General features: G+C 60.3%; 28 protein-coding genes. 22 read left to right on the top strand and 6 right to left on the bottom strand.

Annotated features, from left to right (window positions below; translation table 11 throughout):
• Window positions 1–10 precede the first annotated feature (10 nt).
• Entirely contained in the window at window positions 11–991 is a 981-nt protein-coding gene (locus ACMGGW_RS15825; protein ID WP_025303700.1) for a Bug family tripartite tricarboxylate transporter substrate binding protein, read from the bottom strand.
• A 275-nt stretch (window positions 992–1,266) separates the two neighbouring features.
• Here ACMGGW_RS15825 and ACMGGW_RS15820 point away from each other — a divergent pair, with 275 nt between their 5' ends.
• The 3 genes from ACMGGW_RS15820 (at window position 1,267) to ACMGGW_RS15810 (ending at window position 3,843) form a co-directional block, all read left to right on the top strand.
• Window positions 1,267–1,596, top strand: a complete 330-nt coding sequence (locus ACMGGW_RS15820) for a hypothetical protein (protein ID WP_025303699.1) — start codon at window positions 1,267–1,269, stop codon at window positions 1,594–1,596.
• 167 nt (window positions 1,597–1,763) lie between these two features.
• Window positions 1,764–2,438 carry a transcriptional regulator TctD gene (gene tctD, locus ACMGGW_RS15815; RefSeq protein ID WP_025303698.1) on the top strand — a complete coding sequence of 225 codons (675 nt, stop codon included), beginning with the start codon at window positions 1,764–1,766 and terminating at the stop codon, window positions 2,436–2,438.
• Window positions 2,425–3,843 (top strand): sensor histidine kinase, encoded by a 1,419-nt coding sequence (locus ACMGGW_RS15810; RefSeq protein WP_043140131.1) that lies wholly within the window; start codon window positions 2,425–2,427, stop codon window positions 3,841–3,843. Before tctD ends, ACMGGW_RS15810 begins: the two co-directional genes overlap by 14 nt.
• Here the strand turns inward: ACMGGW_RS15810 and ACMGGW_RS15805 are convergent.
• Window positions 3,840–4,760 carry a DMT family transporter gene (locus ACMGGW_RS15805; protein ID WP_019453750.1) on the bottom strand — a complete coding sequence of 307 codons (921 nt, stop codon included), beginning with the start codon at window positions 4,758–4,760 and terminating at the stop codon, window positions 3,840–3,842. The two genes, ACMGGW_RS15810 and ACMGGW_RS15805, sit on opposite strands and share 4 nt — an antisense overlap.
• Before the next feature lie 117 nt (window positions 4,761–4,877).
• Here ACMGGW_RS15805 and ACMGGW_RS15800 point away from each other — a divergent pair, with 117 nt between their 5' ends.
• The 15 genes from ACMGGW_RS15800 (at window position 4,878) to hisP (ending at window position 19,174) form a co-directional block, all read left to right on the top strand.
• A complete protein-coding gene (locus ACMGGW_RS15800) occupies window positions 4,878–5,651 on the top strand; it encodes an AraC family transcriptional regulator (protein WP_025303695.1) in 774 nt (257 codons plus the stop codon).
• Window positions 5,652–5,704: 53 nt separating this feature from the next.
• Window positions 5,705–6,826: a 4-phosphoerythronate dehydrogenase PdxB gene (gene pdxB / locus ACMGGW_RS15795; protein ID WP_043140127.1), complete on the top strand. Its 1,122-nt coding sequence runs from the start codon at window positions 5,705–5,707 to the stop codon at window positions 6,824–6,826.
• Window positions 6,827–6,936: 110 nt separating this feature from the next.
• Window positions 6,937–7,947, top strand: coding sequence for an aspartate-semialdehyde dehydrogenase (locus ACMGGW_RS15790; RefSeq protein ID WP_197832390.1), 1,011 nt, complete (start codon window positions 6,937–6,939; stop codon window positions 7,945–7,947).
• Window positions 7,947–8,768, top strand: coding sequence for a tRNA pseudouridine(38-40) synthase TruA (gene truA / locus ACMGGW_RS15785; protein WP_025303692.1), 822 nt, complete (start codon window positions 7,947–7,949; stop codon window positions 8,766–8,768). The genes ACMGGW_RS15790 and truA overlap by 1 nt, the downstream gene beginning before the upstream one ends.
• 78 nt (window positions 8,769–8,846) lie before the next feature.
• A complete protein-coding gene (locus tag ACMGGW_RS15780) occupies window positions 8,847–9,509 on the top strand; it encodes a DedA family protein (protein ID WP_004936130.1) in 663 nt (220 codons plus the stop codon).
• A 232-nt stretch (window positions 9,510–9,741) separates the two neighbouring features.
• Window positions 9,742–10,650 carry an acetyl-CoA carboxylase, carboxyltransferase subunit beta gene (gene accD / locus ACMGGW_RS15775; protein ID WP_025303691.1) on the top strand — a complete coding sequence of 303 codons (909 nt, stop codon included), beginning with the start codon at window positions 9,742–9,744 and terminating at the stop codon, window positions 10,648–10,650.
• Window positions 10,651–10,841: 191 nt separating this feature from the next.
• Window positions 10,842–12,107 (top strand): bifunctional tetrahydrofolate synthase/dihydrofolate synthase, encoded by a 1,266-nt coding sequence (gene folC / locus ACMGGW_RS15770; protein ID WP_060433725.1) that lies wholly within the window; start codon window positions 10,842–10,844, stop codon window positions 12,105–12,107.
• Window positions 12,108–12,845, top strand: a complete 738-nt coding sequence (dedD, locus tag ACMGGW_RS15765) for a cell division protein DedD (protein ID WP_089196117.1) — start codon at window positions 12,108–12,110, stop codon at window positions 12,843–12,845.
• Between the two features lie 234 nt (window positions 12,846–13,079).
• Window positions 13,080–13,580, top strand: a complete 501-nt coding sequence (cvpA, locus tag ACMGGW_RS15760) for a colicin V production protein (RefSeq protein ID WP_004936119.1) — start codon at window positions 13,080–13,082, stop codon at window positions 13,578–13,580.
• 21 nt (window positions 13,581–13,601) lie between these two features.
• Entirely contained in the window at window positions 13,602–15,119 is a 1,518-nt protein-coding gene (purF, locus tag ACMGGW_RS15755) for an amidophosphoribosyltransferase (protein WP_025303688.1), read from the top strand.
• 131 nt (window positions 15,120–15,250) lie between these two features.
• Window positions 15,251–15,823 carry a UbiX family flavin prenyltransferase gene (locus tag ACMGGW_RS15750; protein ID WP_019453741.1) on the top strand — a complete coding sequence of 191 codons (573 nt, stop codon included), beginning with the start codon at window positions 15,251–15,253 and terminating at the stop codon, window positions 15,821–15,823.
• A gap of 303 nt (window positions 15,824–16,126) precedes the next feature.
• Window positions 16,127–16,909 carry a histidine ABC transporter substrate-binding protein HisJ gene (hisJ, locus tag ACMGGW_RS15745; RefSeq protein WP_004936109.1) on the top strand — a complete coding sequence of 261 codons (783 nt, stop codon included), beginning with the start codon at window positions 16,127–16,129 and terminating at the stop codon, window positions 16,907–16,909.
• An 82-nt stretch (window positions 16,910–16,991) separates the two neighbouring features.
• Window positions 16,992–17,678, top strand: a complete 687-nt coding sequence (locus tag ACMGGW_RS15740) for a histidine ABC transporter permease HisQ (RefSeq protein WP_025303686.1) — start codon at window positions 16,992–16,994, stop codon at window positions 17,676–17,678.
• Entirely contained in the window at window positions 17,675–18,379 is a 705-nt protein-coding gene (locus ACMGGW_RS15735) for an ABC transporter permease (RefSeq protein WP_025303685.1), read from the top strand. The genes ACMGGW_RS15740 and ACMGGW_RS15735 overlap by 4 nt, the downstream gene beginning before the upstream one ends.
• Before the next feature lie 21 nt (window positions 18,380–18,400).
• On the top strand, window positions 18,401–19,174 hold the full coding sequence (gene hisP / locus ACMGGW_RS15730) for a histidine ABC transporter ATP-binding protein HisP (protein ID WP_004936098.1): 774 nt from the start codon (window positions 18,401–18,403) through the stop codon (window positions 19,172–19,174).
• A 7-nt stretch (window positions 19,175–19,181) separates the two neighbouring features.
• Here hisP and ACMGGW_RS15725 read toward each other — a convergent pair whose 3' ends face one another.
• The 3 genes from ACMGGW_RS15725 to yfcG form a co-directional block, all read right to left on the bottom strand.
• Complete coding sequence (locus tag ACMGGW_RS15725) at window positions 19,182–20,096, bottom strand: TIGR01777 family oxidoreductase (RefSeq protein WP_025303683.1); 915 nt, start codon at window positions 20,094–20,096, stop codon at window positions 19,182–19,184.
• 16 nt (window positions 20,097–20,112) lie between these two features.
• On the bottom strand, window positions 20,113–20,484 hold the full coding sequence (folX, locus tag ACMGGW_RS15720; RefSeq protein WP_025303682.1) for a dihydroneopterin triphosphate 2'-epimerase: 372 nt from the start codon (window positions 20,482–20,484) through the stop codon (window positions 20,113–20,115).
• A 111-nt stretch (window positions 20,485–20,595) separates the two neighbouring features.
• Window positions 20,596–21,225, bottom strand: a complete 630-nt coding sequence (gene yfcG, locus ACMGGW_RS15715) for a GSH-dependent disulfide bond oxidoreductase (RefSeq protein WP_167324476.1) — start codon at window positions 21,223–21,225, stop codon at window positions 20,596–20,598.
• 233 nt (window positions 21,226–21,458) lie between these two features.
• On the opposite strand from yfcG, the gene yfcE reads away from it, so the two are divergent.
• Both yfcE and yfcD read left to right on the top strand, forming a co-directional pair.
• Complete coding sequence (gene yfcE, locus ACMGGW_RS15710) at window positions 21,459–22,010, top strand: phosphodiesterase (protein ID WP_025303680.1); 552 nt, start codon at window positions 21,459–21,461, stop codon at window positions 22,008–22,010.
• Window positions 22,011–22,109: 99 nt separating this feature from the next.
• Window positions 22,110–22,655, top strand: coding sequence for an NUDIX hydrolase YfcD (gene yfcD, locus ACMGGW_RS15705; protein WP_025303679.1), 546 nt, complete (start codon window positions 22,110–22,112; stop codon window positions 22,653–22,655).
• Between the two features lie 54 nt (window positions 22,656–22,709).
• Here yfcD and ACMGGW_RS15700 read toward each other — a convergent pair whose 3' ends face one another.
• Window positions 22,710–23,729 carry a LacI family DNA-binding transcriptional regulator gene (locus tag ACMGGW_RS15700; RefSeq protein WP_025303678.1) on the bottom strand — a complete coding sequence of 340 codons (1,020 nt, stop codon included), beginning with the start codon at window positions 23,727–23,729 and terminating at the stop codon, window positions 22,710–22,712.
• Window positions 23,730–24,039: 310 nt separating this feature from the next.
• Between ACMGGW_RS15700 and ACMGGW_RS15695 the strand changes: the two genes are divergently transcribed.
• Entirely contained in the window at window positions 24,040–24,483 is a 444-nt protein-coding gene (locus ACMGGW_RS15695; protein WP_049207320.1) for a PTS sugar transporter subunit IIA, read from the top strand.
• Window positions 24,484–24,575: 92 nt separating this feature from the next.
• Window positions 24,576–24,857, top strand: coding sequence for a PTS sugar transporter subunit IIB (locus ACMGGW_RS15690; RefSeq protein WP_025303676.1), 282 nt, complete (start codon window positions 24,576–24,578; stop codon window positions 24,855–24,857).
• Window positions 24,858–24,867 lie beyond the last annotated feature (10 nt).

Here is a 24,867-nt window from a genome sequence, read left to right as displayed (position 1 = left end):
TCCCCTGCGGTTATTTGGCCAGGCCGAACACTTTCGCCTGCTCACGGTATTGGGCAACCTGATTCTTCACGTAGGCGTCCAGCTCTTTGCCGGTCATGTTGAATTCGAACAGGCCGCGCAGATCGCGTTGCTGCTTGAATTCATCGGTCGCCATCATTTTCTGGAAGGTGTCGATCCACCACTGATACTCTTCATCGCTGACTTTCGGCCCGACGTAGAAGCCGCGAATGATCGGCCACACCAGGCTGTACCCCTGTTCTTTGGCGGTCGGAATGTCGGCCAACTGGCCAGGCAAACGTTGCTCGGCATACACCGCCAGCACGCGGATTTTGTCGCCCTGCAGGTAAGGCACCATCTCGCTCAGATCACCGGAAACTGCCTGAATATGATTGCCCAACAGCGCGGTGACCGGCTCGCCGCCGCCTTCGAACGCCACGTAGCGCATCTTGCGCGGATCCACGCCGACTTCGCGCGCCAGCAGCGCAGTTTTCATCCAGTCCTGGCTGCCGATGGAGGCGCCGGCGCCGAACACCACGCTGTTGGGATCTTTTTGGAAGGCGTCCATCAGGTCTTTCAGAGTCTTGTAAGGCGAGTCGGCGCGCACCGCGATCATGCCGTAGTCGGTTCCGACCGCCGCCAGCCATTTCACGTCGTCCACGTTGTAGCGGCCGAACTTGCCCTGGGCCAGATTGAGCAGCGAGCCGCCGGAGAAGGCCACCACGGTGCCGAACTCCGCCGGTCGCTGCGCGACGATGGCGTTGTAGGCCACCGCGCCGACGCCGCCGGGCATATAGGTGACGCGCATCGGTTTATCGATCGCCTTGGTGTCCTGCAACGACACCTGAATCAGCTTGCAGGTCAGATCGAAACCGCCGCCGGGCTTGGCCGGCGCAATACATTCGGTGCGTTTGGGCGCTTCCACGGCAAAGGCCTGAGAGGCTGCCAGCAACAGTGCGGCGGCGGTAAAGGTACGGGTCATTATTTTTTTCATTGTGGCTTGCCCTCGGTATTGTTCTGGTTGTGAATCCCGCAGAGCGCGGTTGCAGGATTGTTAAAACAACAACCTTTCATTTACCTTTCAGTGGCCGGAAAAGTTTCCAGTCTGTGATTAGGGTCTCTTGTCGCCAGTGAATCACGGGTGCGCTACCATAGAAATGCGGGCAGGAACAGGGCGCAAAACCGGCCAAAATCCTGCGTAATATCAGGTTTGCCGTTCTGCTTTCGCGATAAAATCATGATCAGTGAAATGAATAGAGACGCAGTGATATGTTTTCGTTAGGGAAATTATTTGGTGGTAGGGACAGCGCCAAAGTATGCGCGATTAAACGGTTGCCTGAGGTCTATGCGGAGATGGTCGGTGAAACCGGGCAGTGCCGTTTGAAGCGACTGCGTGCCGACGTTGGCGTGTTTGAGCTGCATTTCGTCAACGCCGACGGTGAAAAGTATGCCTGCCAGATGACCGCCTGCGTGACCGGCATCGATCTGGTATTTGCCGTCAACAATCGCTCCGTGCTGGTTTCTTCGCCGTTTACCGCCGACAAGCTGCGCCCGGTACTGGACATTGCCGTGGCCGATAGCCCCATTCCGCTGATTTGACATCGTCCTGCGATCGCGCTCTATACGCATAATTGTGTGCCAGCTCCCAAAACTGGCGGCGCGGCGCTCTTTTATCCCCTTATTTTCCATGCCATTCTCTGTTATCGACCTGTTAACAAGCGCGATATTGGCGCCAGGTTGTTCAGATAAATCAATGGAATGGGAACATGCGACTGTTATTGGTTGAAGATCACCCCGAGCTGTCTCACTGGTTGCAAAAGGCGCTGACCGGCGCCGGCTTTGCCGTCGACGTCGCCCCGGACGGCGTGGCAGCGGATCACCTGCTGCTCAACGAACGCTATGCGCTCGCGGTGCTGGATGTGGCGCTGCCGCGTATGAACGGTCTGGATTTGCTGGCGCGCCTGCGCAAGCGCGGGCAGGATCTGCCGGTGCTGCTGCTGACGGCGCGCACCGACGTGGCCGACCGGGTAAAAGGCCTGAATCTGGGGGCGGACGATTACCTCACCAAGCCGTTCGAACTGGACGAGCTGGAAGCGCGTATTCGGGCGCTGCTGCGCCGCAGCGTCGGCGCCCCGCAGCCGGCGTTGCAGTACGGCGCGTTGACCTATCACGACGAAGGCTATTTTCTGCTGGAGAGCAAACCGCTGGCGCTGACGCCGCGTGAGCTGGCGGTGTTGACCGCGTTGATGCACCGGCGCGGCCGCCCGGTGGCCAAGCAACAGCTGTTCGAGCAGGTATTTACGTTGTCCGACGAGGCCAATCCGGAGAGCATCGAGCTTTACGTACACCGCCTGCGGAAAAAGCTGCAGGGCAGCGACGTGGCGATCGTCACGCTGCGTGGCCTGGGTTACAGCCTGGAGCTGTGCGATGCGGTGGTTTAACGCGCCGCGTTCGCTGTTCTATCAACTGCTATTGTTTTTTGGCCTGCCGCTGCTGGCGTTGGGCGGCATCTCTATCTACACCCACTATTTCAGCGCCATGAGCGCCGCCACCCTGGCTTACGATCGCACGCTGCTGGCGTCGGCGCGCACCGTAGCGGAGCGACTGGTGGTGCGCGAAGGCAAGCTGGCGGTTGATGTGCCCTATGTGGTGCTCGACAGCTTCGAGCGCAACATGAACGATCAGCTGTATTACGAGGTGATCTCGCCGCAGGGGAAAAGCATCTCGGGCTATGACGATTTGCCGCCTTTGCCGCCCCATATCCCGCGTTCCACGCTCTACCCGGCGCTGGTGCATTTTTATGATGCGGAATACCTCGGCAGGCCGATCCGCGTGGCGGCGCTGTTTCAACCGGTCAACGAGTCGGGCGTGAGCGGCATGGCGACCATTCTGGTGGCGGAAACCCTGGAGTCGCGCCGTTACCTGGCGCGGCAGATGATGATCGCGGCGCTGCTGAGCCAGGGCACGGTGGTGGCGTTAACCCTGATCCTGGCGTTCGCATTGCTCAAGCGGGTGTTGAAGCCGATGCGTAAGCTCTCCGGTATCATGCTGCGGCGCGATCCGGGCGAGCTGACGCCCTTGCCGCGGGTATTGCCATGGTCGGAGATGCAGCCGCTGCTGGTGGCGTTTAATCGTTACATCGAACGGCTGCGGCTGATGGTGGCACGTCAGGAGCGCTTCAGCGCCGACGCTTCGCACCAACTGCGCACGCCGCTGGCGGTGTTGAAGACTCAGGTTGGGGTAGCGCTGGCCAGTGACCGGCCGCAGCAGTGGCGCGAAAGCCTGCAGGCGATGAGCGCGACGCTGGATAATACCGTGTCGCTGACCGACCGCCTGCTGCATCTTTCACGCCTGAAGGCCAGCGAGCACCAGGCCGATCGTAAGTTGCAACCGGTCAACCTGGCGCAGGTGCTGCGCGACGCCTGCTTTTCCCGCTTGCCGCAGGCGCGCAGTAAACAGATCGATCTCGGGTTCGAAGGCGAGGCGGCGTGTCAAGTGGCGGGGGAGCCGCTGCTGTTGGCCGAGCTGTGCGCCAACCTGCTGGACAACGCGCTGAAATATACACCGCGTCAGGGCGTGGTGACCGCTCGCCTCACGCAGGATAAGGCGGCAGGGGAAGGCGTGCTGGAGATAGAAGACAGCGGCCCCGGCATCGCCTTGCAGGACAAGGCGCTGGCGCTGCAGCCGTTTCACCGGCTGGACAACGTGGGCGATCAGCCGGGCGCCGGATTGGGACTGGCGTTGGTGAAAGACATCACCGCGTATCACGGCACCCGCCCGGAGCTGTTGAGCTCTGCCGCGCTGGGCGGCCTGTTGGTGCGGGTGCGTTTCAGGCTGCTGCCTTAAGCCTGTTCTTTGCAGGACTCTGCGTTGGCCGCCGGGGCTTTGGCTTTACGCGTCAGCGGCGTGCGCAGCCGCTGCGACAGGATAACGCCCAGCAGGGTAATGCCGCCGCCGATCAGGTGGTAACCGTGCAACTGCTCATGCAGGAACAGCACGGCGATAGCGGCGGTAAACACCGGTGCCAGGTTCATGAAGATCGAGGCGGTGTTGGCGCCCAGGCGCATCACGCCCTGGATCCACAGGAACGGGGCGATGATCGAAGCCGGAATGCCGGCGAACAGCACCAGCGGCAGGTTATGGCCGTTCAAGCCGACATCCTGCGCCATCAGGAAATTAGGCAGTAACAACAGCACGCCGAACAGGATCTGCACGTACAACGATTGCCAGTTCGGCAGCGCGATGGCCCAGCGTTTGGTCAACACGCCATACAGCGCGTACGAGGCGGTGGCGAGCAGCATCATCAATTCCCCTTTGCCGATACCGTGCTGCAACAGCACGCCGGGCTGACCGCCGCTGACCAGCCAGATCAGGCCGCAGAAGGAGAGTATGCTGCCGAGCAGCACGCCGACGGTTGGCGCAATGCGCAGCAGAACGATGCTGATCAGGATGGTCAGCAGCGGGATCAGCGACACGATGATGCCCATAAACAGCGCGCTGACGCTGTGCGCGGCGTAATAGGCCAGGCTTTGGTACAGCACCATGCCCAGCAGGCCGAGGATCATCAGCTTCCACCAGTTGGCGCGCACCTGCGCCCAGTTGCGCAGCACGCCCGGCAGCACGAACGGCGTGAGGGCAATCAGCGCCAGCAGCCAGCGGTAGAGCGAGATGGCCGCCGGATCGATGGCGGTGGCGGAGAGTTTGCTGACGACGGCATTAATCGACCAAATCAGCACGGCCAACAGCGGGAAGAGCATATTCATGATAATTATTCTCAATAACGTCCAACATGCTGGCTAGTCTACGCGTGTCCGGTTTATCATATATAGTGATATCCAGACAAAAATCGGCGTAAACAAGACAAATCACGGGACGAAACCATGCCAGAAATCCGCCATTTCCCCGAGTCGTTGATCCCGGCGCCCAACCCGGTACAGTTCCGCTGCGAGGAGTTCAACGCGCGCACCGAATTCCAGCCGCACAGCCACACCTGGGGTCAGTTGATGTGGGTTAAAGCCGGGGTGATGGTGCTGCGCATCGGCGGGCAGCGCTTTCTGGCGCCGCCGGAGTTCGTGCTGTGGGCGCCGGCCGGCATCGAACACTCCTGCTATAACCAGCGGCTGGCGCAGTGCCGCATGGTGGACATCACGCCGGCGCTGTGCACCGGCATGCCGGCCGACCCCTGTCTGGTGAGCGTAACGCCGATATTCCGCGCCATCGCCGAGGATTTCTATGCGCGCAAGCAGTACATTCCGCAGGCGGAGGCGGATTTGCGTCTCTGCCAGGTGCTGATCGATCAGCTGCGCCTGTCGCCGCGCCAGCAAACCTATCTGCCGTCGTCGGACGACAAGTTCTTGGCGCCGGTGCTGGAAGCGTTGGAGCATTGTCCGGCGGACAACACCTCGCTGGCGGCGTGGGCGGCTCGGGTCTACACCACCGAGCGCACGCTGTCGCGACGCTGCCAACAGGATCTGGGCATGTCGTTCAGCGAATGGCGCCAGCGCCTGCGGTTCCTGCATGCCGTCTCCCTGCTCGAGCAGGGCAAGACCGTGCAGGACGTGGCGTTGGACGTCGGCTACAGCTCCGCGTCGGCCTTTATCGTCATGTTCCAGCAGATCGCCGGCACTACCCCTGAGCGCTTTCGCCGTGCCTGATTCAGTGGCACACTATTTCGCAGACAAATAGCCGTAAACCGTCGGAGAACGCAGTGAAAATTCTGGTTGATGAAAATATGCCGTACGCGGCCGAGCTGTTCAGCCGCCTGGGCGAGGTGCAGGCGGTACCGGGCCGCCCGATCCCGCTCGAGGCGCTGGCGGATGCCGATGCGCTGATGGTGCGTTCGGTCACCAAGGTCAATGAAGCCTTGTTGGCCGGCAGCCATATCGACTTTGTCGGCACCGCCACCGCCGGCACCGATCACGTCGATGAAGCCTGGCTGCAACGTCAGGGCATCGGCTTTTCCGCCGCGCCGGGCTGCAACGCTATCGCGGTGGTCGAGTATGTGTTCTCTGCCTTGATGCTGCTGGCCGAACGCGACGGCTTCCACCTGCGGGATAAAACCGTCGGCATCGTCGGCGTGGGCAACGTTGGTTCCCGTCTGGATGCTCGCCTCAAAGCGCTGGGCGTGCGCACGCTGCTGTGCGATCCGCCGCGTGCCGATCGCGGCGACGCCGGGGAATTCTGGCCGTTGGAGAAGCTGGTGGCCGAGGCCGACGTGCTGACCTTCCATACGCCGCTGAATAAATCCGGCCCATACCATTCGCTGCATCTGGCGGACGCCGAGCTGTTGGCGGCCCTGCCGGACAACCGCATTCTGATCAACGCCTGCCGCGGGCCGGTGGTGGATAACGCCGCCTTGCTGCAGGCGCTGGAAAAGGGCAAAAAGCTGAGCACGGTGCTGGACGTGTGGGAACCGGAGCCGGATCTCGCCTTACCGCTGCTGGCGCGGGTGGATATCGGTACCGCGCACATCGCTGGGTACACGCTGGAAGGCAAGGCGCGCGGCACCACCCAGGTGTTCGAGGCGTTCAGCCGCCATCTGGGGCAGCCGCAACAGGTGGCGCTGGCCTCGCTGTTGCCGGTGCCGGAGTTCAGCCAGATCCGCCTCAATGGGCCGCTGGATGAAGCGCGGTTAAAACGATTGATGCACTTGGTGTATGATGTGCGCCGCGATGATGCGCCGCTGCGCAAAGTCGCTGGGCAACCGGGCGAATTCGATCGCCTGCGCAAGCACTACCAGGAGCGCCGCGAGTGGTCTTCGCTGGCCGTGCAATGCGATGACAGCGCCAGCGCCGAGCTGCTCGGCAAGCTGGGCTTTAGCCTGGCGTAGCGCGTAAGGTTGTCTTAAGCCAACGCCGCTACAGTGAGCGGTAAAGATTATCGGGCGGTGATTGCACTGCCCGTCTGCTTTTATGAATGAAATACTCTGGAGAAAACCCGATGTCTGACGGCTGGAATATCGCGCTGCTCGGCGCCACTGGCGCGGTAGGTGAAGCGTTGCTGGAATTGTTGCAGGAACGCCAGTTCCCGGTGGGTGAGCTCTATCCTCTGGCAAGCGAACGCAGCGCGGGCGCCAATGTGCGCTTCAACGGCAAGTCTCTTCTGGTGCAGAACGCCGAAGAGTTCGACTGGTCGCAGGCCCAACTGGCCTTCTTCGTTGCCGGCAGCGACGCTTCCGCTCGCTATGCCGAAGAGGCCGGCAACATGGGCTGCCTGGTGATCGACACCAGCGGTCTGTTCGCCATGGAGCCGGATGTGCCGCTGGTGGTACCGGGTGTTAACCCGCAGGTGCTGGCGGATTACCGCAACCGCAATATCGTCGCGGTGGCCGACAGCATGGTCAGCCAGCTGCTGACGGCGATCAAACCGCTGACCGAACAGGCGGGGCTCTCGCGTCTGCACGTTACCACGCTGATGTCGGTATCCTCGCGCGGCAAGGCCGCGGTGGACGCTCTGGCCGGCCAGAGCGCGCGCCTGCTGAACGGCATTCCTGCCGAGGAAGGCGTCTTCGCTAAACAGCTGGCGTTTAACCTGCTGCCGCTCGTTGCCGACGAGCAGGGCAGCGTGCGCGAAGAGCGTCTGATCGTCGATCAGGTGCGCAAGGTGCTGCAGGACGAAGGATTGCCGATTTCGGTGAGCTGCGTTCAGTCGCCGGTGTTTTACGGCCATGCGCAGGTGGTGCACCTGGAAGCGCTGCGCCCGCTGTCCGCCGAAGAGGCGCGCAGCGAGCTTGAAGAAGTCGAGGACATTCAGCTGAGCGAAGAGGACGATTACCCGACTCAGGTGACCGAAGCCTCCGGCAGCGATGCGCTCAGCATCGGTTGCCTGCGTAACGATTACGGCATCCCCGAGCTGCTGCAGTTCTGGACGGTGGCGGACAACGTGCGCTTCGGCGGCGCGTTAATGGCGATCGAAACCGCCGAGCGTCTGGTGCAGGAGCAGATGTACTGATGTCAGAGGTGGTCTCGCCCGCTCAGCCGACGCTGAAGGTAGCGCTGGGCATCGAATATGACGGCAGCCGGTACTACGGCTGGCAGCGGCAGCAAGAAGTGGCCAGCGTGCAGGAGCGCCTTGAGCAGGCGTTGAGCAAGGTGGCGGATGCGCCGATCAACGTGCTGTGCGCCGGGCGCACCGACGCCGGGGTGCACGCCACCGGGCAGGTGGTGCATTTCGAAACCACCGCGCGTCGCAAGGACGCCGCCTGGACGATGGGCGTGAACACCCATTTGCCGCCGGACATCGCGGTGCGCTGGGTGAGCCCCGTCGCCGACGATTTTCACGCGCGTTTCAGCGCTACCGCGCGCCGTTACCGCTATATTATTTTCAACCATCGCTACCGGCCGGCGGTGTTGCAACAGGGGGTGACGCACTTTTATCACCCGCTGGATGCCGATCGCATGCACCGGGCGGCGCAGGCGCTGCTGGGCGAGAATGACTTCACCTCGTTCCGCGCGGTGCAGTGTCAGTCGCGCACCCCGTGGCGCTGCGTAAAACACGTTAAGGTTACGCGCTACGGCGAATATATTGTGGTAGATATCAAGGCGAATGCCTTTGTGCATCACATGGTTCGCAATATCGTCGGCAGCCTGATGGAGATCGGCTGCGGCAATCAGGATGAGAACTGGATGGCCGAGTTGCTGGCGCTGAAGGATCGCAATCTGGCGGCGGCGACGGCGCGAGCCGAGGGGCTGTATCTGGTTGCCGTGGACTATCCCGATCATTTTGGTCTACCGCGGCCGCCGATGGGGCCGCTGTTTTTGCCCGACGATTAAACGCCGGCACGCCTGAAAGCGTCGCTCCCTTGTGCTTCTGCCGGGTGATTGAAACACCCGGTATCAATGAGAGAATTTATGGACATCATCAAGTTTATTATTGATTTCATTTTGCATATTGATGTGCACCTGGCCGAGCTGGTCGCACAATACGGCATGTGGGTCTACGCTATTCTGTTCCTGATCTTGTTTTGCGAAACCGGCCTGGTGGTGACGCCGTTCCTGCCGGGGGATTCTTTGCTGTTTGTCGCCGGCGCGCTGGCGGCGTTGCCGACCAACGATCTCAACGTGCACACCATGGTGGCGTTGATGGCCGTAGCGGCGATCATTGGCGATGCGGTGAACTACACTATCGGGCGGTTGTTCGGCGAGAAGCTGTTCAGCAACCCGAACTCGAAAATTTTCCGCCGTAGCTACCTGGACAAAACGCATCAGTTCTATGAGAAGCACGGTGGGAAAACGATTATTCTGGCGCGATTCGTGCCGATCGTGCGTACTTTTGCGCCGTTCGTCGCCGGCATGGGGCATATGTCCTATCGCCACTTCGCCGCCTACAACGTGATTGGCGCACTGGTTTGGGTGCTGCTCTTCACTTATGCTGGCTACCTGTTCGGCGATCTGCCGGTGGTGCAGGAGAACCTGAAACTGTTGATCGTCGGGATCATCATCGTTTCGATTCTGCCGGGCGTGATTGAAATTTGGCGTCACAAGCGCGCGGCCGCCCGCCAGCAAAAACAGTAAAAACATCGCTTAACCTGTCGGTTCGACCAGTTTTTTGTCCACAGCGCCGGGCCGATATGGTTTAATGAGCGACATTATGGTCTGTTCCTGCGAACAACCCTGAAGCCGATGCCTCAGTCGCCGCGCTTGCCGCGCCGCGAACGGGCATTTTTTCATTGGGGTGTTTTCGGGGGGATTGTTAAAGCATGAACAGCGGACTGGCGTGTGCCAGGTTCAAACAGAAAGGTCATCGATGAGCTGGATTGAACGAATTCTTAACAAGAGCAATATCACACAAACCCGTAAGGCGAGCATTCCTGAAGGGGTCTGGACCAAATGCGACAGCTGCGGCCAGGTTCTCTACCGCGCCGAGCTGGAGCGTAATCTGGAAGTGTGTCCGAAGTGCGACCACCACATGCGTATGGGCGCGCGCGCGCGTCTGCATACCCTGCTGGACGAAGGCAGTGAAGTGGAGCTGGGCAGCGATCTGGAGCCGAAGGACGTTCTGAAATTCAAGGATTCCAAGCGCTATAAAGATCGTCTGGTCGCCGCACAGAAAGCGACCGGCGAGAAAGATGCGCTGGTGGTGATGAAGGGCACGCTGTACGGCATGCCGATCGTCGCCGCATCCTTCGAATTCGCTTTCATCGGCGGCTCAATGTCTTCCGTGGTCGGCGCGCGTTTCGTGCGTGCGGTTGAGCAGGCGCTGGAGGACAACTGTCCGCTGGTGTGCTTCTCCGCCAGCGGCGGCGCGCGCATGCAGGAAGCGCTGATGTCGCTGATGCAGATGGCGAAAACCAGCGCGGCGTTGGCTAAGATGCAGGAGCGCGGCTTGCCGTACATCTCCGTGCTGACCGACCCGACCATGGGCGGCGTCTCCGCCAGCCTGGCGATGCTGGGCGACATCAATATCGCCGAGCCGAAAGCGCTGATCGGCTTTGCCGGCCCGCGCGTCATCGAGCAGACCGTGCGCGAGAAACTGCCGCCTGGCTTCCAGCGCAGCGAGTTCCTGATCGAAAAAGGCGCGATCGACATGATTGTTCGCCGTCCGGAGATGCGCCAAACGTTGGCGAGCATTCTGTCCAAGCTGACCAACCAACCGCAGCCGCATTTCGATGAGGCCGCGCCGGTCATTGAGCCGGAGCCGCAGGCCGACGCCTGAGGCAAAGACAGATCCCGCCCGGGTTCAGCCGCCACTTTGTGGCTAAGTGACGGCTGATGCCCGTTCCCTGCCGGCCGTGGTCTATCGCGCCATGGTTTGCGGGTTGGCGGCGGTTACGAAGCGCATCGCCTTTACCGCGGTGAGGGTGGTGCCCTGATGGATTAATGAACCCAAGTTCAGTGACGGGACTCATGCAAAACCACCAAATTCCCCAAGCCACGTCGCCATTGAGCTCGTGGCTTTACTATCTGGAACGTCTGCACAGCCAGGCGATCGAACTCGGTCTTGAGCGCGTACAGCGCGTCGCGGCGCATCTGGATTTACTGACCCCCGCTCCTACGGTGTTCACCGTTGCCGGCACCAACGGCAAAGGCACGACCTGTCGTACCCTCGAAGCCATTCTGCTGGCCGCCGGCCTGCGCGTCGGCGTCTACAGTTCGCCGCATCTGGTGCGCTATACCGAACGCGTGCGCATTCAGGGGGAAGAGCTGAGCGAAGCGGAGCATAGCCGCTCGTTCGCCGCCATTGAAGCCGGCCGCGGCGAAACGTCGCTGACCTATTTCGAATTCGGCACCCTGTCGGCGCTGCAGCTGTTCAAACAGGCGCGGCTCGACGTGGTGATCCTGGAAGTGGGCCTGGGCGGGCGTCTCGACGCCACTAACATCGTCGATCCGAGCGTGGCGGTGATCACCAGCATCGCGCTCGATCACACCGACTGGCTGGGCAACGATCGCGAAAGCATCGGCCGTGAAAAAGCCGGTATTTTCCGCAGCGGCAAGCCGGCGGTGGTGGGCGAGCCCGACATGCCGGACAGCATTCGCCAGGTCGCCGAAACGCTGGGCGCGCCGCTGTATCGCCGCGGTGAAGCCTGGAGCTTCAGCGAGCAGGGCGATCGCTGGCAGTGGCAGGGCGGCGACACGCAGCTGACCGATCTGCCAATGCCGAACGTACCGCTGGCGAACGCCGCTACCGCGCTGGCGGCACTGAACTGCTCCCCGCTGGAAATCGACGAACGCGCGATCTTCACAGGGCTGCAGCAGGCGACGCTGCCGGGGCGTTTCCAGATCGTGCGGCGGGAGCCGATGCTGATCCTCGACGTAGCGCACAACCCACACGCCGCCGGCTATCTGGCCGGGCGTCTGGCCAAGCTGCCGCGCGACGGCGGCAAGGTGCGCGCGGTGGTGGGCATGCTGTCCGACAAGGATATCGCCGGCACGCTGGCCTGCCTCAGCGAGCAGGTGGATGAATGGTACTGCGCACCGCTCGACGGGCCGCGCGGTGCCAGCGTCGAACAGCTGGCGCAGCATCTGACGGAACCGCGCCGCTTTAATGATGTCGAAACTGCCTGGCGGCAGGCTATGCAGGATGCTGATAAACAGGATATTGTGATCGTCTGTGGATCGTTCCACACCGTGGCGCAGGTGATGGCGGCGTTAGACGAGATGCGGGGAGTGTGAGTGGCGAGTAAATTTCAGAACCGACTGGTTGGAACCGTGATTCTGGTGGCGCTGGGGGTAATCATCCTGCCAGGGTTGCTGGACGGCAAAAAGAAGCATTACGAGGATGAGTTCGCGGCCATTCCATTGGTGCCGAAGGCGGGCGACGTCGAAGAGAACGACGTGCTGCCGCCGGTGACGCAGCCGTTGCCGGCGCAGCCGCCGGAAGGGGCGGGCGCGCTGGTCGAGCAGCAGGCGGCCAACGAAGCGGCGGCGCAACAGGCGGTGCGGCAGAGCGCTCAGCAACCGACGCAGGTGGCGCCGCCGCCGGTCGAGACGCGTCCTCAGCCGGTGCAGCAGCCTAAGCCGAAGCCGGTGGAAACCAAACCGGTGGAAGTGAAACCAAAACCGGTACCGCAGCCGAAGCCGGTGGAGGTGAAACCGGTGCCGAAGCCGGAACCGACGCCGAAACCAGAACCGGCGCCGCAGCCAAAACCGGCGGAAGAAAAAGCGCCGGCCGGGCAAGCTTATGTCGTGCAGCTCGGGGCGCTGAAGAACGCCGCCAAGGCGAACGAGATTGTCGCTTCGCTGCGTCTCTCGGGCTATCGCGCCTTTACCGTGCCGTCAACGCCGGTGCAAGGGCAGATCACCCGCATCTACGTTGGCCCGGACGCTTCCAAGCAGAAGCTGCAGGCGGCGCTGCCGTCGCTGAACTCGATCAGCGGGCTGAGCGGGCAGGTGAAGCCGTACGGCCGTTAAACCCCGCGGGGGCGCAGCAGGATGCGCCCCTGAATTCAGGAGTGGTGGAGAGAAAGCGAGAGAAACCGCGCCTTTTACAGGCGAAATCACCTATGTAGGCGCGGCGATTGGGAATTTTTTAATCGCCGCTTTTTATTTGTAACGTGGTAGGAAATCCCCTACGCAAACGTTTTCTTTTTCTGTTAGAATTCGCCGCGAATTGGATGCAGGGGCGATTCATCATTGGAATAGTTCATGGTCTGGATTGATTACGTCATTATAGCGGTGATTGGATTTTCGGCTCTGGTGAGCCTGATCCGAGGGTTTGTTCGCGAAGCATTGTCACTTGTGACATGGGGATGTGCGTTTTTTGTTGCCAGCCATTTCTACTCTTACCTTGCGGTCTATTTCACTCGTTTTGAAGATGAACTGGTGCGAAACGGCATCGCGATCGCGATTTTGTTCATCGCGACCCTGATCGTAGGGGCTATTGTTAACTATGTGATTAGCTCACTGGTAGAGAAAACCGGGTTGTCAGGCACCGACCGGGTGCTGGGCATCTGCTTCGGCGCACTGCGCGGCGTGTTGATTGTCGCGGCGATCCTGTTCTTCCTGGATACCTTTACCGGCTTTTCACAAAGTGCCGACTGGAAACAGTCGCAGCTGATCCCCCAGTTCAGTTACGTCATCAGGTGGTTCTTTGACTACCTGCAGAGCACGTCGAGTTTCTTGCCGACCCAATTGCCGGGGCGGTAGCGCTGATGAGGAAAAGACAACATGTGCGGTATTGTCGGTATCGCCGGTTTCATGCCGGTAAACCAGTCGATTTATGATGCGCTGACGGTGCTTCAGCACCGTGGCCAGGATGCCGCAGGCATCGTCACCATTGACGCCCACAACGGGTTCCGTTTGCGTAAAGCCAACGGCCTGGTGAAGGATGTGTTTGAGGCGCGCCATATGCAACGCTTGCAGGGCAACATGGGCATTGGCCATGTGCGTTACCCGACGGCCGGCAGCTCGAGCGCCTCTGAGGCCCAGCCTTTCTACGTCAACTCGCCGTTCGGCATTACGCTGGCCCACAACGGCAACCTGACCAACGCCCATGAGCTGCGCCAAAAGCTGTTCGAAAGCGGCCGCCGCCATGTCAACACCACCTCCGACTCGGAAATCCTGCTGAACGTGCTGGCCAGCGAGCTGGATCGCTTCCCGCACTATCCGCTGGAAGCCGACAACATCTTTACCGCGGTCGCCGCTATGCATCAGCAACTGCGCGGCGCTTACGCCTGCGTGGCGATGATCATCGGTCATGGCCTGCTGGCGTTCCGCGATCCTAACGGCATTCGTCCGCTGGTGATCGGCAAGCGCACGCTGGAGGATGGCCGCAGCGAGTACATGGTGGCTTCCGAGAGCGTGGCGCTGGATACCCTGGGCTTTGAGTTCCTGCGCGACGTGGCGCCGGGCGAAGCGGTGTACATCACCACCAAGGGCCAGCTGTTCACCCGCCAGTGCGCAGAGAACCCGAAAACCAACCCGTGCCTGTTCGAATATGTTTATTTTGCGCGCCCAGACTCCTTTATGGACAAGATCTCGGTCTACAGCGCCCGCGTGCGCATGGGCCAGAAGCTGGGTGAGAAGATCGCCCGTGAGTGGGAAGATCTGGATATCGACGTGGTGATCCCGATTCCTGAAACGTCCTGCGATATCGCGCTGGAGATCGCGCGTATTCTCGAGAAGCCCTACCGCCAGGGCTTCGTGAAAAACCGCTACGTTGGCCGCACCTTTATCATGCCGGGCCAGCAGGCGCGTCGCCAGTCGGTACGCCGCAAGCTGAACGCCAACCGTGCCGAGTTCCGCGACAAGAACGTGCTGCTGGTGGATGACTCCATCGTGCGCGGCACGACCTCTGAGCAAATCGTCGAGATGGCGCGCGAAGCGGGCGCCAAGCGCGTGTATCTGGCTTCCGCCGCGCCGGAAGTGCGTTTCCCTAACGTCTACGGCATCGACATGCCGAGCGCCAACGAACTGATCGCCCACGGGCGTGAAGTGGATGAAATCCGTCAGATTATCGGCGCCGACGGGCTGATCTTCCAGGACCTCGACGATCTGATCGAAGCGGTGCGCGAAGAGAACCCGGACATCATCCAGTTCGAATGCTCGGTCTTCAATGGTATCTACGTGACCAAAGACGTCGACCAAAGCTATCTGGAATACCTGGAGTCGCTGCGCAGCGACGATGCCAAGGCGATGCGGGTGCAAACCGAAGCGGAAAATCTGGAACTGCACAACGAAGGCTAACGGTCTGCGTTGATCCCTCAAGGTGCATCGCCGCGTCTGCGGCGGTGCACCTTGTTCCTCTGACTTGCTTATCCCTCGCCATTGCGGCAAAGTCTGCCTGATCTTACTTTTTACGGCAGAGGCCATTCTTCATGAAACGACTCATCATCGGCATTTCCGGCGCCAGCGGCGCGATCTACGGCGTGCGCCTGTTACAGGTTTTGCGCGACGTCGCAGAGGTGGAAACCCATCTGGTGATGAGTAATGCTGCAAGACAGACGCTGGCGCTGGAAACGCCGTACAGCCTACGGGAAGTGCAGGCGCTGGCCGACGTGGTGCACGATGCGCGCGACATCGCCGCCGGCATCTCCTCGGGCTCTTTCAAAACCCTGGGTATGGCGATCCTGCCATGCTCAATCAAAACCCTGTCCGGCATCGTCAACAGCTACAGCGACGGGCTGCTGACCCGCGCCGCCGACGTGGTGCTCAAAGAGCGCCGCCGTTTGGTCTTGTGCGTGCGGGAAACGCCGTTGCATCTTGGCCATTTACGGCTGATGACGCAGGCGGCGGAGATGGGCGCGGTGATCATGCCGCCGGTGCCGGCGTTTTACCACCAGCCGAAAAGCGTGGAAGACATCATCGATCAAACCGTCAATCGGGTGATCGACCAGTTTGATATCGAATTGCCGACCGATCTGTTCACCCGCTGGCAGGGTGCTAATTAACATTTTTATCCCTAAATTGGTACATTTGTGCAACACCGCACTGAATTGGGGCGGAGTATGCACCATAATGATCCCACTTCATCACGCTCACTGTTTCATGGTGCCGCCTTATTGCGGTTGCCAGTGGCGCGGCCCCAACCGGCCGATTTAATTTTGCGGTTATCGTCCCAGGAAACAGTATTGTGAAGGTCGGAGCCGTTCCCTCCGCCCGTAGCACCTAATGTGGCACGATTACTGCAAATTGATTTGGTGGGGAAAGTAATGCCCGTAGTGGCATCAAAAAAATCAATTTGAGGGTAATTTATGAAAAAGCGGGTTTTGATTTTGCCGTTAGTTCTGGCTTTGAGCGCCGCCAGCAGCGCCTTTGCCGCCATTCCTTCCACGCTGAAGATTGGCACCGATCCGACTTACGCACCGTTTGAATCCAAAAACGCCAAAGGCGAATTGGTTGGCTTTGACATTGATTTGGCCAAAGAGCTGTGCAAACGCATCAATACCCAATGCACCTTCGTGGAGAGCGACTTCGACGCGCTGATCCCCTCCCTCAAGGCGAAGAAAATCGACGCCATCATCTCTTCGCTGTCCATCACTGAGAAACGCCAGCAGGAAATCGCCTTTACCGACAAGCTGTATGCCGCCAACGCGCGTCTGATCGCGCCGAAAGGGTCCAAGCTGTTGCCTACCGTGGACGCTCTGAAAGGCAAGAGCGTGGGCGTGCTGCAGGGCACCACCCAGGAAGCCTACGCCAACGCCATGTGGCAGCCGAAGGGCATCACCGTCGTGCCTTACCAGAACCAGGATCTGGTTTACGCCGATCTGGCTTCCGGCCGTATTGACGCCGCCTTCCAGGATGAAGTGGCGGGCAGCGACGGCTTCCTGAAACAGCCGCCGGGCAAAGACTATGCGTTCGCCGGCGAATCGGTGAAGGATGACAAGTTCTTCGGCGTCGGCACCGGCATGGGGCTGCGCAAGACCGATACCGAGCTGAAAGCGGCGCTGGACAAAGCCTTCGCCGAGATGCGCAAAGACGGCACCTACGACAAATACGCGAAAAAGTACTTCGACTTTGACGTCTACGGCGGGTAATCCGCTTACCGTTCCATGCTGTGACTGCGGGGCCGGCGTGCCGGCCCCGATGGTTCGGATCCTAGACCACAGGGTGAAGTAGATGCTGCAAGGCTATTCCCAACTGATTTTCGAGGGGGCTCTGGTGACGTTGGAGCTGGCCCTCAGTTCCGTGTTGCTGGCGGTGGTGATCGGCCTGATCGGCGCCGGTGGCAAACTGTCTCATAACCCCTTTATCTCCGGTCTGTTCGGCGCCTATACCACGCTGATCCGCGGCGTGCCCGATCTGGTACTGATGCTGCTGATCTTTTACGGCCTGCAAATCGCGCTGAACAACATCACCACGCTGCTCGGCTTCTCGCAGATCGATATCGATCCGCTCGGCGCCGGTATCATTACCCTCGGCTTTATCTACGGTGCTTACTTCACTGAGACCTTCCGCGGCGCCTATCTGGCGGTGCCGAAAGGGCAGATCGAAGCGGCGACGGCCTACGGCTTCAGCGGCGCGCAGATCTTTCGGCGCATTCTGTTCCCGGCGATGATGCGTTTCGCTTTGCCGGGCATCGGCAACAACTGGCAGGTGATCCTGAAGGCGACGGCGCTGGTGTCGATCCTCGGCCTGAACGACGTGGTGAAAGCCACGCAGCTGGCGGGGAAAGGCACCTATCAGCCGTTCTTCTTCGCCATCGTGGCCGGCGTGGTGTACCTGATCTTCACTACCGTTTCCAACGGCGTGCTGCTGTGGCTTGAACGGCGTTACTCACTGGGCGTCAAGAGGGCCGAGCTATGATCGAGATTTTGCAACAGTATTGGCAGTCGCTGCTGTGGAGCGACGGCTACCGTTTCACCGGCGTGGCAGTCACGCTGTGGCTGCTGATCGCCTCGGTGGTGATGGGTGGGCTGCTGGCGATCCCGATGGCGGTGGCGCGCGTCTCTTCCCTTCGCTGGGTGCGTTTCCCGGTGTGGCTTTACACCTATGTGTTTCGCGGTACGCCGCTGTACGTGCAGCTGCTGGTGTTCTACTCCGGCATGTACAGCCTCGAGATCGTGCGCGGCACCGAGTTTCTTAATGCGTTTTTCCGCAGCGGGCTTAACTGCACCATCCTGGCGCTGACGCTCAATACCTGCGCCTATACCACCGAGATCTTCGCCGGGGCGATCCGCGCGGTGCCGCACGGTGAAATCGAGGCCGCCAACGCCTACGGTTTCTCGCGCTTCAAGATGTATCGCTGCATCATTTTGCCTTCGGCACTGCGCACCGCGTTGCCGGCTTACAGCAACGAAGTGATCCTGATGCTGCACTCCACCGCGCTGGCGTTTACCGCCACCGTGCCGGATCTGCTGAAGATCGCGCGCGACATCAACGCCGCGACTTACCAGCCGTTCTACGCTTTCGGCATCGCGGCGGTGCTGTACCTGATCATCTCCTACGTGTTAATCAGCCTATTCCGCAAAGCTGAAAAACGCTGGATGGCACACGTTAGTCACTGATAAATGACGGGAAGAAAAACCATGTCTGAGAATAAATTAGCCGTCACGGAACTGCACAAACGCTATGGCGACCACGAAGTGCTGAAAGGCGTCTCGCTGGCGGCCAACGCCGGGGATGTGATCAGCATCATCGGCTCCTCTGGCTCCGGCAAAAGCACCTTTCTGCGCTGCATCAACTTCCTCGAGAAGCCGAGCGAAGGCTCGATCAGCCTGAACAACGAAGATATTCGCATGGTGCGCGACAAGGACGGCCAGCTGAAAGTGTTCGACAAGAAGCAGCTGCAGCTGCTGCGCACCCGCCTGACCATGGTGTTCCAGCACTTTAACCTGTGGAGCCATATGACGGTGCTGGAGAACGTGATGGAGGCGCCGGTGCAGGTGCTGGGGCTGAGCAAGGCCGACGCGCATGAGCGCGCGGTGCGTTACCTGGATAAAGTGGGCATCGACGAGCGGGCGCGCGGCAAGTACCCGGTGCACCTGTCGGGTGGCCAGCAGCAGCGCGTCTCCATTGCTCGCGCATTGGCGATGGAGCCGGAGGTGCTGCTGTTTGACGAACCGACGTCGGCGCTGGATCCCGAGCTGGTGGGCGAGGTGCTGCGCATCATGCAGAAGCTGGCGGAGGAGGGAAAAACCATGGTGGTGGTGACGCACGAAATGGAATTTGCGCGCCACGTTTCCAACCACGTGATCTTCCTGCACAAAGGGTTGATCGAAGAGCAGGGGCCGCCGGCCGAGCTGTTCGGCAACCCCAAAAGCCCGCGCCTGCAGCAGTTCCTGTCCGGCGCGTTGAAGTAACCTCAGATCAGCGGGCTTCGGCCCGCTGATTAATCACGTCATCCAATGCCTGTTCCAATTCCAGATAGCGGAAGTGGAAGCCGGCCTCTTCCAGGCGCTTCGGCACCGCCCGCTGGCCGCCGAGCACCAGCACCGCCGCTTCCCCCATCAACAGCCGCATGGCGAACGCCGGCACCCGCAGAAACGCCGGGCGATCGAGCACGTTGGCCAATTGGGCGGCGAACTGCTCGTTGTGCACCGGGTAGGGCGCGACCATGTTAAACGGGCCGCTCAGCGTGGCGTGATCCAGTAGATAAATAATGCCGTTGACCATGTCGTCGAGATGGATCCACGGCAGATATTGGCGACCGTCGCCGATCGGGCCGCCCAGCCCGAAGCGGAACGGCGGCAGCATTTTGGCCAGCGCGCCGCCCTGTGGCGCCAGCACCACGCCGGTGCGCAGCAGGCAGACGCGGGTGGCATCGCTTTGCGCCTGCAGCGCCAGCGTTTCCCAGCGTTGACACAGTTGGTGGGTGAATTCGTCGTGCGGTGGCTCCTCTTCGGTCACCACCGCCTGCCCCTGATCGCCGTAGTAGCCGACGGCGGAACCGGAAATCAACACACCGGGCGGCGTGCTGCCGGCCTTGATAAGCTGCGCCAATCGTTCGGTCAGATCCCAACGGCTGCGGCACAGGCGCTCTTTCTGCTGTGCGCTCCAGCGCTTGTCGGCGATAGGTTCGCCGGCCAGGTTGATCACCGCGTCGAATTCATCCAGCGACTGCCGGTCGTCCAGCGTTTGCCAATAGCTCGGCCGATCGCCCAGCCGGGCTCGGGCTCGCCGCTCGTCTCGGGTCAACACCGTAATGTGGTGAGAAAGCGCCAGCAGCCTGGCCGTCAGACTGCTGCCTATCAATCCCGTTGCGCCGGTGATCAGGATCCGCATGGTCGACCTCCCTGAGTTAGTCCCGGCGGTAGCTCATGGTCATGGAAACCGAATCGGCGTAGCGCAGGGCCAGAAGTTTATCTATCTCCACTTCAGCATAGGTTACCCAGGCGTGTTCTTTTACGATGTCGAGCACATCCTGCGTTAATTTTTCCAGCAACGCGAAACGGTTATCTTCCACATGGCGGATGATCGCTTTGGTGATGGTGCGGTAGTTGAGTGCATCGGCGATGTCTTCGCTGTTGCGCGCTTTGTCCGCCGGGTAGTGGATCACCACGTTGATCAGGACGTCCTGTCGGTTGTTGATTTCCTCTTCCTTGATACCGATGAACGTGCGCAGCCGCAGATTTTTAATGCGAATAACGGCGTCGGGTTGACTGAAAGACATCAGAGATTCTCCATAGGTCTGATTATTAGCGTTCAGAATACACGGAAAGTAAGGAAAAGATAACGAGGGGACGATGTGACTCCCCGGCCGACGGGGAGTCGGGGAAGGCGCTTAGCCTTGTTCGGCCAGTTTGTAGGCGCGCTCGGTCGCCGGGCGGTTGCTGATGCGCTCGAACCAGTTGCGCACCGCTGGGTAATCTGCCAGATCGATGCGTTGACGCGGATGCGATACGACCCACGGATAGGTGGCGATATCGGCGATGCTGTAGTTGTCGCCGCCCAGGTACGGGTGTTTTTGCAGTTCAGCTTCCAGCACGCCGTACAGCCGCTTGGTCTCCAGATGGTAACGCTCGATGGCGTAAGGCACCGGCTGCGGCGCGTAGTGATTAAAGTGGTGATTCTGCCCGAGCATCGGCCCGAACCCCGCCACCTGCCAGAACAACCACTGTAGGGTCGCGGCGCGTTCGCGCAGGCCGGTGCTCAGCAGCTTGCCGGTCTTCTCCGCCAGATACAGCAGGATTTCCCCGGATTCGAACAGACTGATTGGCGCGCCGCCGTCCACCGGTTGCTGATCGACGATCGCCGGGATTTTGTTGTTGGGAGAAATGCTCAGAAAGTCCGGTTTGAACTGGTCGCCGGCGCTGATGTTTACGCGATGGATACAGTAGGGTAAGCCGACCTCTTCCAAAAACAAGGTGATCTTGTGACCATTGGGAGTAGGCGCGTAATACAGGTCAATCATGTTGCCTCCTGCGGTAAGGTGATCTGTAATTCATTACACGTTGCTGCGGTCTTCGCCGCGCACAAAGGTATATCAGAGATCCAACAATAGCAGCTAAGGATAGCAGGCTATGTGGGATTCGTCCGATGCTATCTGCGCAGTTGGATCACAATTCTCCACCGGGGCGGGTGGTGGTTTGCCGTACGGCGTCGGCGCGGTAAAATGGCGCTTATTTCCCTCTATAGGACAAGGTTATGAAGCTGATGTTCGCCTCGGATATCCACGGATCGCTGCCGGCCACCGAACGCGTGCTGGAATTATTCGCACAACACGGCGCTGACTGGCTGATTCTTCTGGGTGATTTGCTGAATCACGGCCCGCGCAACGCGCTGCCGGCCGGCTATCAGCCCGCTCAGGTTGCCGAACGATTGAATCGCTATAGCGACAAGATCATCGCCGTTCGCGGCAATTGTGACAGCGAGGTCGATCAGATGCTGCTGACGTTTCCTATCGAGGCGCCGTGGCAACAGGTTCTACTGCAAAAAAGACGATTGTTTTTGACCCACGGTCACCTTTATCATCCTTCGGCACTGCCGCCGTTATCCCGCGGTGACGTCCTGGCCTACGGCCATACGCATCTGCCGCAGGCGGAGCGGCAGGGTGAGATCTATTGCTTCAATCCGGGCTCGGTCAGCATCCCGAAAGGGGGCTTCCCGGCTAGCTACGGCATGTTGGATCGGGGCACTTTGCGCGTGCTGACGCTCGACGACGGCAAGGTCGTCGCGGAGGTGGCGTTAACACGCTAAACGCACTAATTTATACACACACAATAAAAATCTTTGAAAAACACTCATTGATTAACCAGCGCGCGGGATGCATCGCGCCAAAATAGAAGGTTTTAGAGGATGGCGGAACAGGGTCAGGCTGCAGATACCGAATGGGTTGATATCGTCGACGAGCAAAACGAGGTGATTGCGCAATCCAGTCGTCAACAGATGCGGGCGGAGCGGCTGCGTCATCGTGCGACCTATATTGTGGTGCATGATGGGATGGGAAAAATTCTGGTGCAGCGTCGCACTGAGATTAAAGACTTCTACCCGGGCTGGTTGGACGCGACGGCGGGTGGCGTAGTGCAAAGCGGTGAAAACGTGCTGGATTCGGCGCGCCGCGAGGCGGAAGAAGAGCTGGGCATCGCCGGCGTGCCTTTCGCCGAGCACGGTCTGTTCTACTTCGAAGAAGATCAGTGCCGGGTGTGGGGCGCGCTGTTCAGCTGCGTGTCGCACGGCCCGTTCGCGCTGCAGGAAGAGGAAGTGGCCGAGGTGTGCTGGCTGACGCCGGAAGAGATCACCGCTCGCTGCGACGAGTTTACCCCGGATTCGCTGAAGGCGCTGTCGCTGTGGCTGACGCGCAACAACGAACAGGATTACGGTAAGCCGCTCGACAACCACTGAGGCGCCAACGCGTGAGAAAGCCGGTCATCGACCGGCTTTTTTTACGGTTCGGATTCAGCAGCTGTCGCGGCGGCACAGCGTGGCAGGCAGGGAGCCTGCCTGCTGCCAGGGCTGCTCGTTCAGCCGTGCCAGCAGCGCCTGGCCGGCCTGAATGCCGATATCGCGATGCGGAATGGTCATGGTGGTCAGCGGCGGCTGGCACACCCGGCCGAACTCGCTGTTGCCGAACCCCACCACCGCCAGATTGTCCGGCACCTTGATGCGCCGCCGCTGGCATTCGTACAGTGCGCCGCCGGCCAGTTCGTCCGAGGCGCACACCAGCGCGTCCAGTTCCGGCCAGGCCAGCAAGAATTCCGGCAGCTGCTGCGCACCGGTGCTGAAGCTGGCGGGCTGCGCGGCGTTGATCACCCGATGCGGCGACATATGGTTGCGCAGCAGCGCCTTGTGCCAGCCCTGTAGGTGCTGCTGGAAAATCCACTGTTCCTGATTGGCGCACAGCAGCCCGATATTCTGATAGCCGCTGGCGATCACCGTTTGCGTCAGCTGATACATGGCCGCCACATAGTCGATGCCGATGCTCATATCGATCGGATCGGCGCGCACGGCGCCGATCTCCACCACCGGAATGTTGGCGGCGATCAACGCGTTGCGGGCGTTTTGCGAATGCTCGACGCTGAGCAGCACCGCCGCCGCGAGGTTGTAAGAGAGCAGCGTCTCCAGCAGCTTTTCTTCGCGCTCCAGGTGGTGCTGCGACTCCGCCAGCATGATGTGATAGCCGGCCGGCTGCAGCACTTTCTGCAGGCCGGCGAACATCTCGGCGCAGCCAGATTCGGACAGGCTGGGCACCACCATGGCGATGGTGTAGGACGAGGCCGACGCCAGCGAACTGGCGGCCAGATTGGGCAGGTAGCCCAGTTCGCTCACCGCGGCTTCAATCTTCTCGCGCAGTTTGTCTGAAACCTGCTCCGGCGTGCGCAGCGCGCGCGACACCGTCATGGTGCCGACGCCCGCCAGCTGCGCTACGTCAGCCAACGTCACCCTGCCTGTGCTGCGTCGTTTTTTACCGATCGACATGCCTAATCCCGACTGAAATGCGCGAGCGGCGCATAAAAATGGTGAGGGTGGGAAGCCGACGGCGCGGCTTCGACGATCCCCGTATGCGGCACATTCTACCCCGTTACCCGAAAGAGCGAGAAAAAATTGTGGTTAACGCCATGCCGCCACGCGGTGTTTTGATAGCGCTATCACAGATTCGCATGATAGCGCTTTGGTAGCGCTATCTTTGTGATATCCATCACTGTGTCGCCGAGAGGGGTTGATTAAAGTTTTACCGTCGTCGGTGAATTAATCACCGGCCGAAACCATCAACATTTGGGAGGGTAATGTGCTGAAAGAGTGGCTGACCGCCGATCATATACAGCTGTGCGAACGGGTGGAGGACTGGCGCCAGGCGGTCACGCTGAGCGCGCAGCCCCTGCTGCAAGGCGGTGTGATTACGCCGAATTACCTAACGGCTATCTTTCATCAGCAGGAGAAGCTCGGCCCTTACTTTGTCCTGGCGCCGGGCATCGCCATGCCGCACGCCAGGCCGGAGGAGGGCGCCAACGCGCTGGGGCTGTCGCTGTTGAAGATCCATCAGGGCGTGAATTTCCATTCCGCGGATAACGATCCGGTTCAGGTGGTGGTGATGCTTTCGGCGCCCGACGGCAACAGCCACATTGAAATGATTTCGCAGTTGGCGGAATTATTTTCCGATAACTCGGCGATGGAGGCTTTATTTCACGCCACAGATAAACGGCAAATTGAGGAAATTATCGCCCGCTATTAACGTTTAATCACCAGGAACACGATTAATGCTAACAACGCCGGGAATATGACCGGCGGCGCTACCCTACACGCTAAATTCAACAGGTGGATATTATGAAAATCATGGCGATTTGCGGTTCCGGTCTCGGCAGCAGTTTTATGGTGGAAATGAACATTAAAAAGGTGCTGAAAAAGATGGGGGTGGAGGCCGAAGTCGAACACTCCGATCTGTCGTCCGCTACCCCCGGTGCCGCCGACGTGTTCGTGATGGCGAAAGACATCGCCGACAGCGCCAGCGTACCGGCCGAGCAGCTGGTGGTGATCAGCAACATCATCGACATTAATGAGCTGGAAGCCAAGCTGCGCGCTTACTTCGAAGCCCACTCAATCATCTAAATAAAACGAT

The sequence above is a fragment of the Serratia sp. BNK-4 genome (assembly GCF_048685115.1).
Lineage (GTDB): Bacteria > Pseudomonadota > Gammaproteobacteria > Enterobacterales > Enterobacteriaceae > Serratia > Serratia bockelmannii.
The sequence above is the reverse complement of the archived record's forward strand: the minus strand, read 5'-3'. Positions and strand labels throughout refer to the sequence as shown.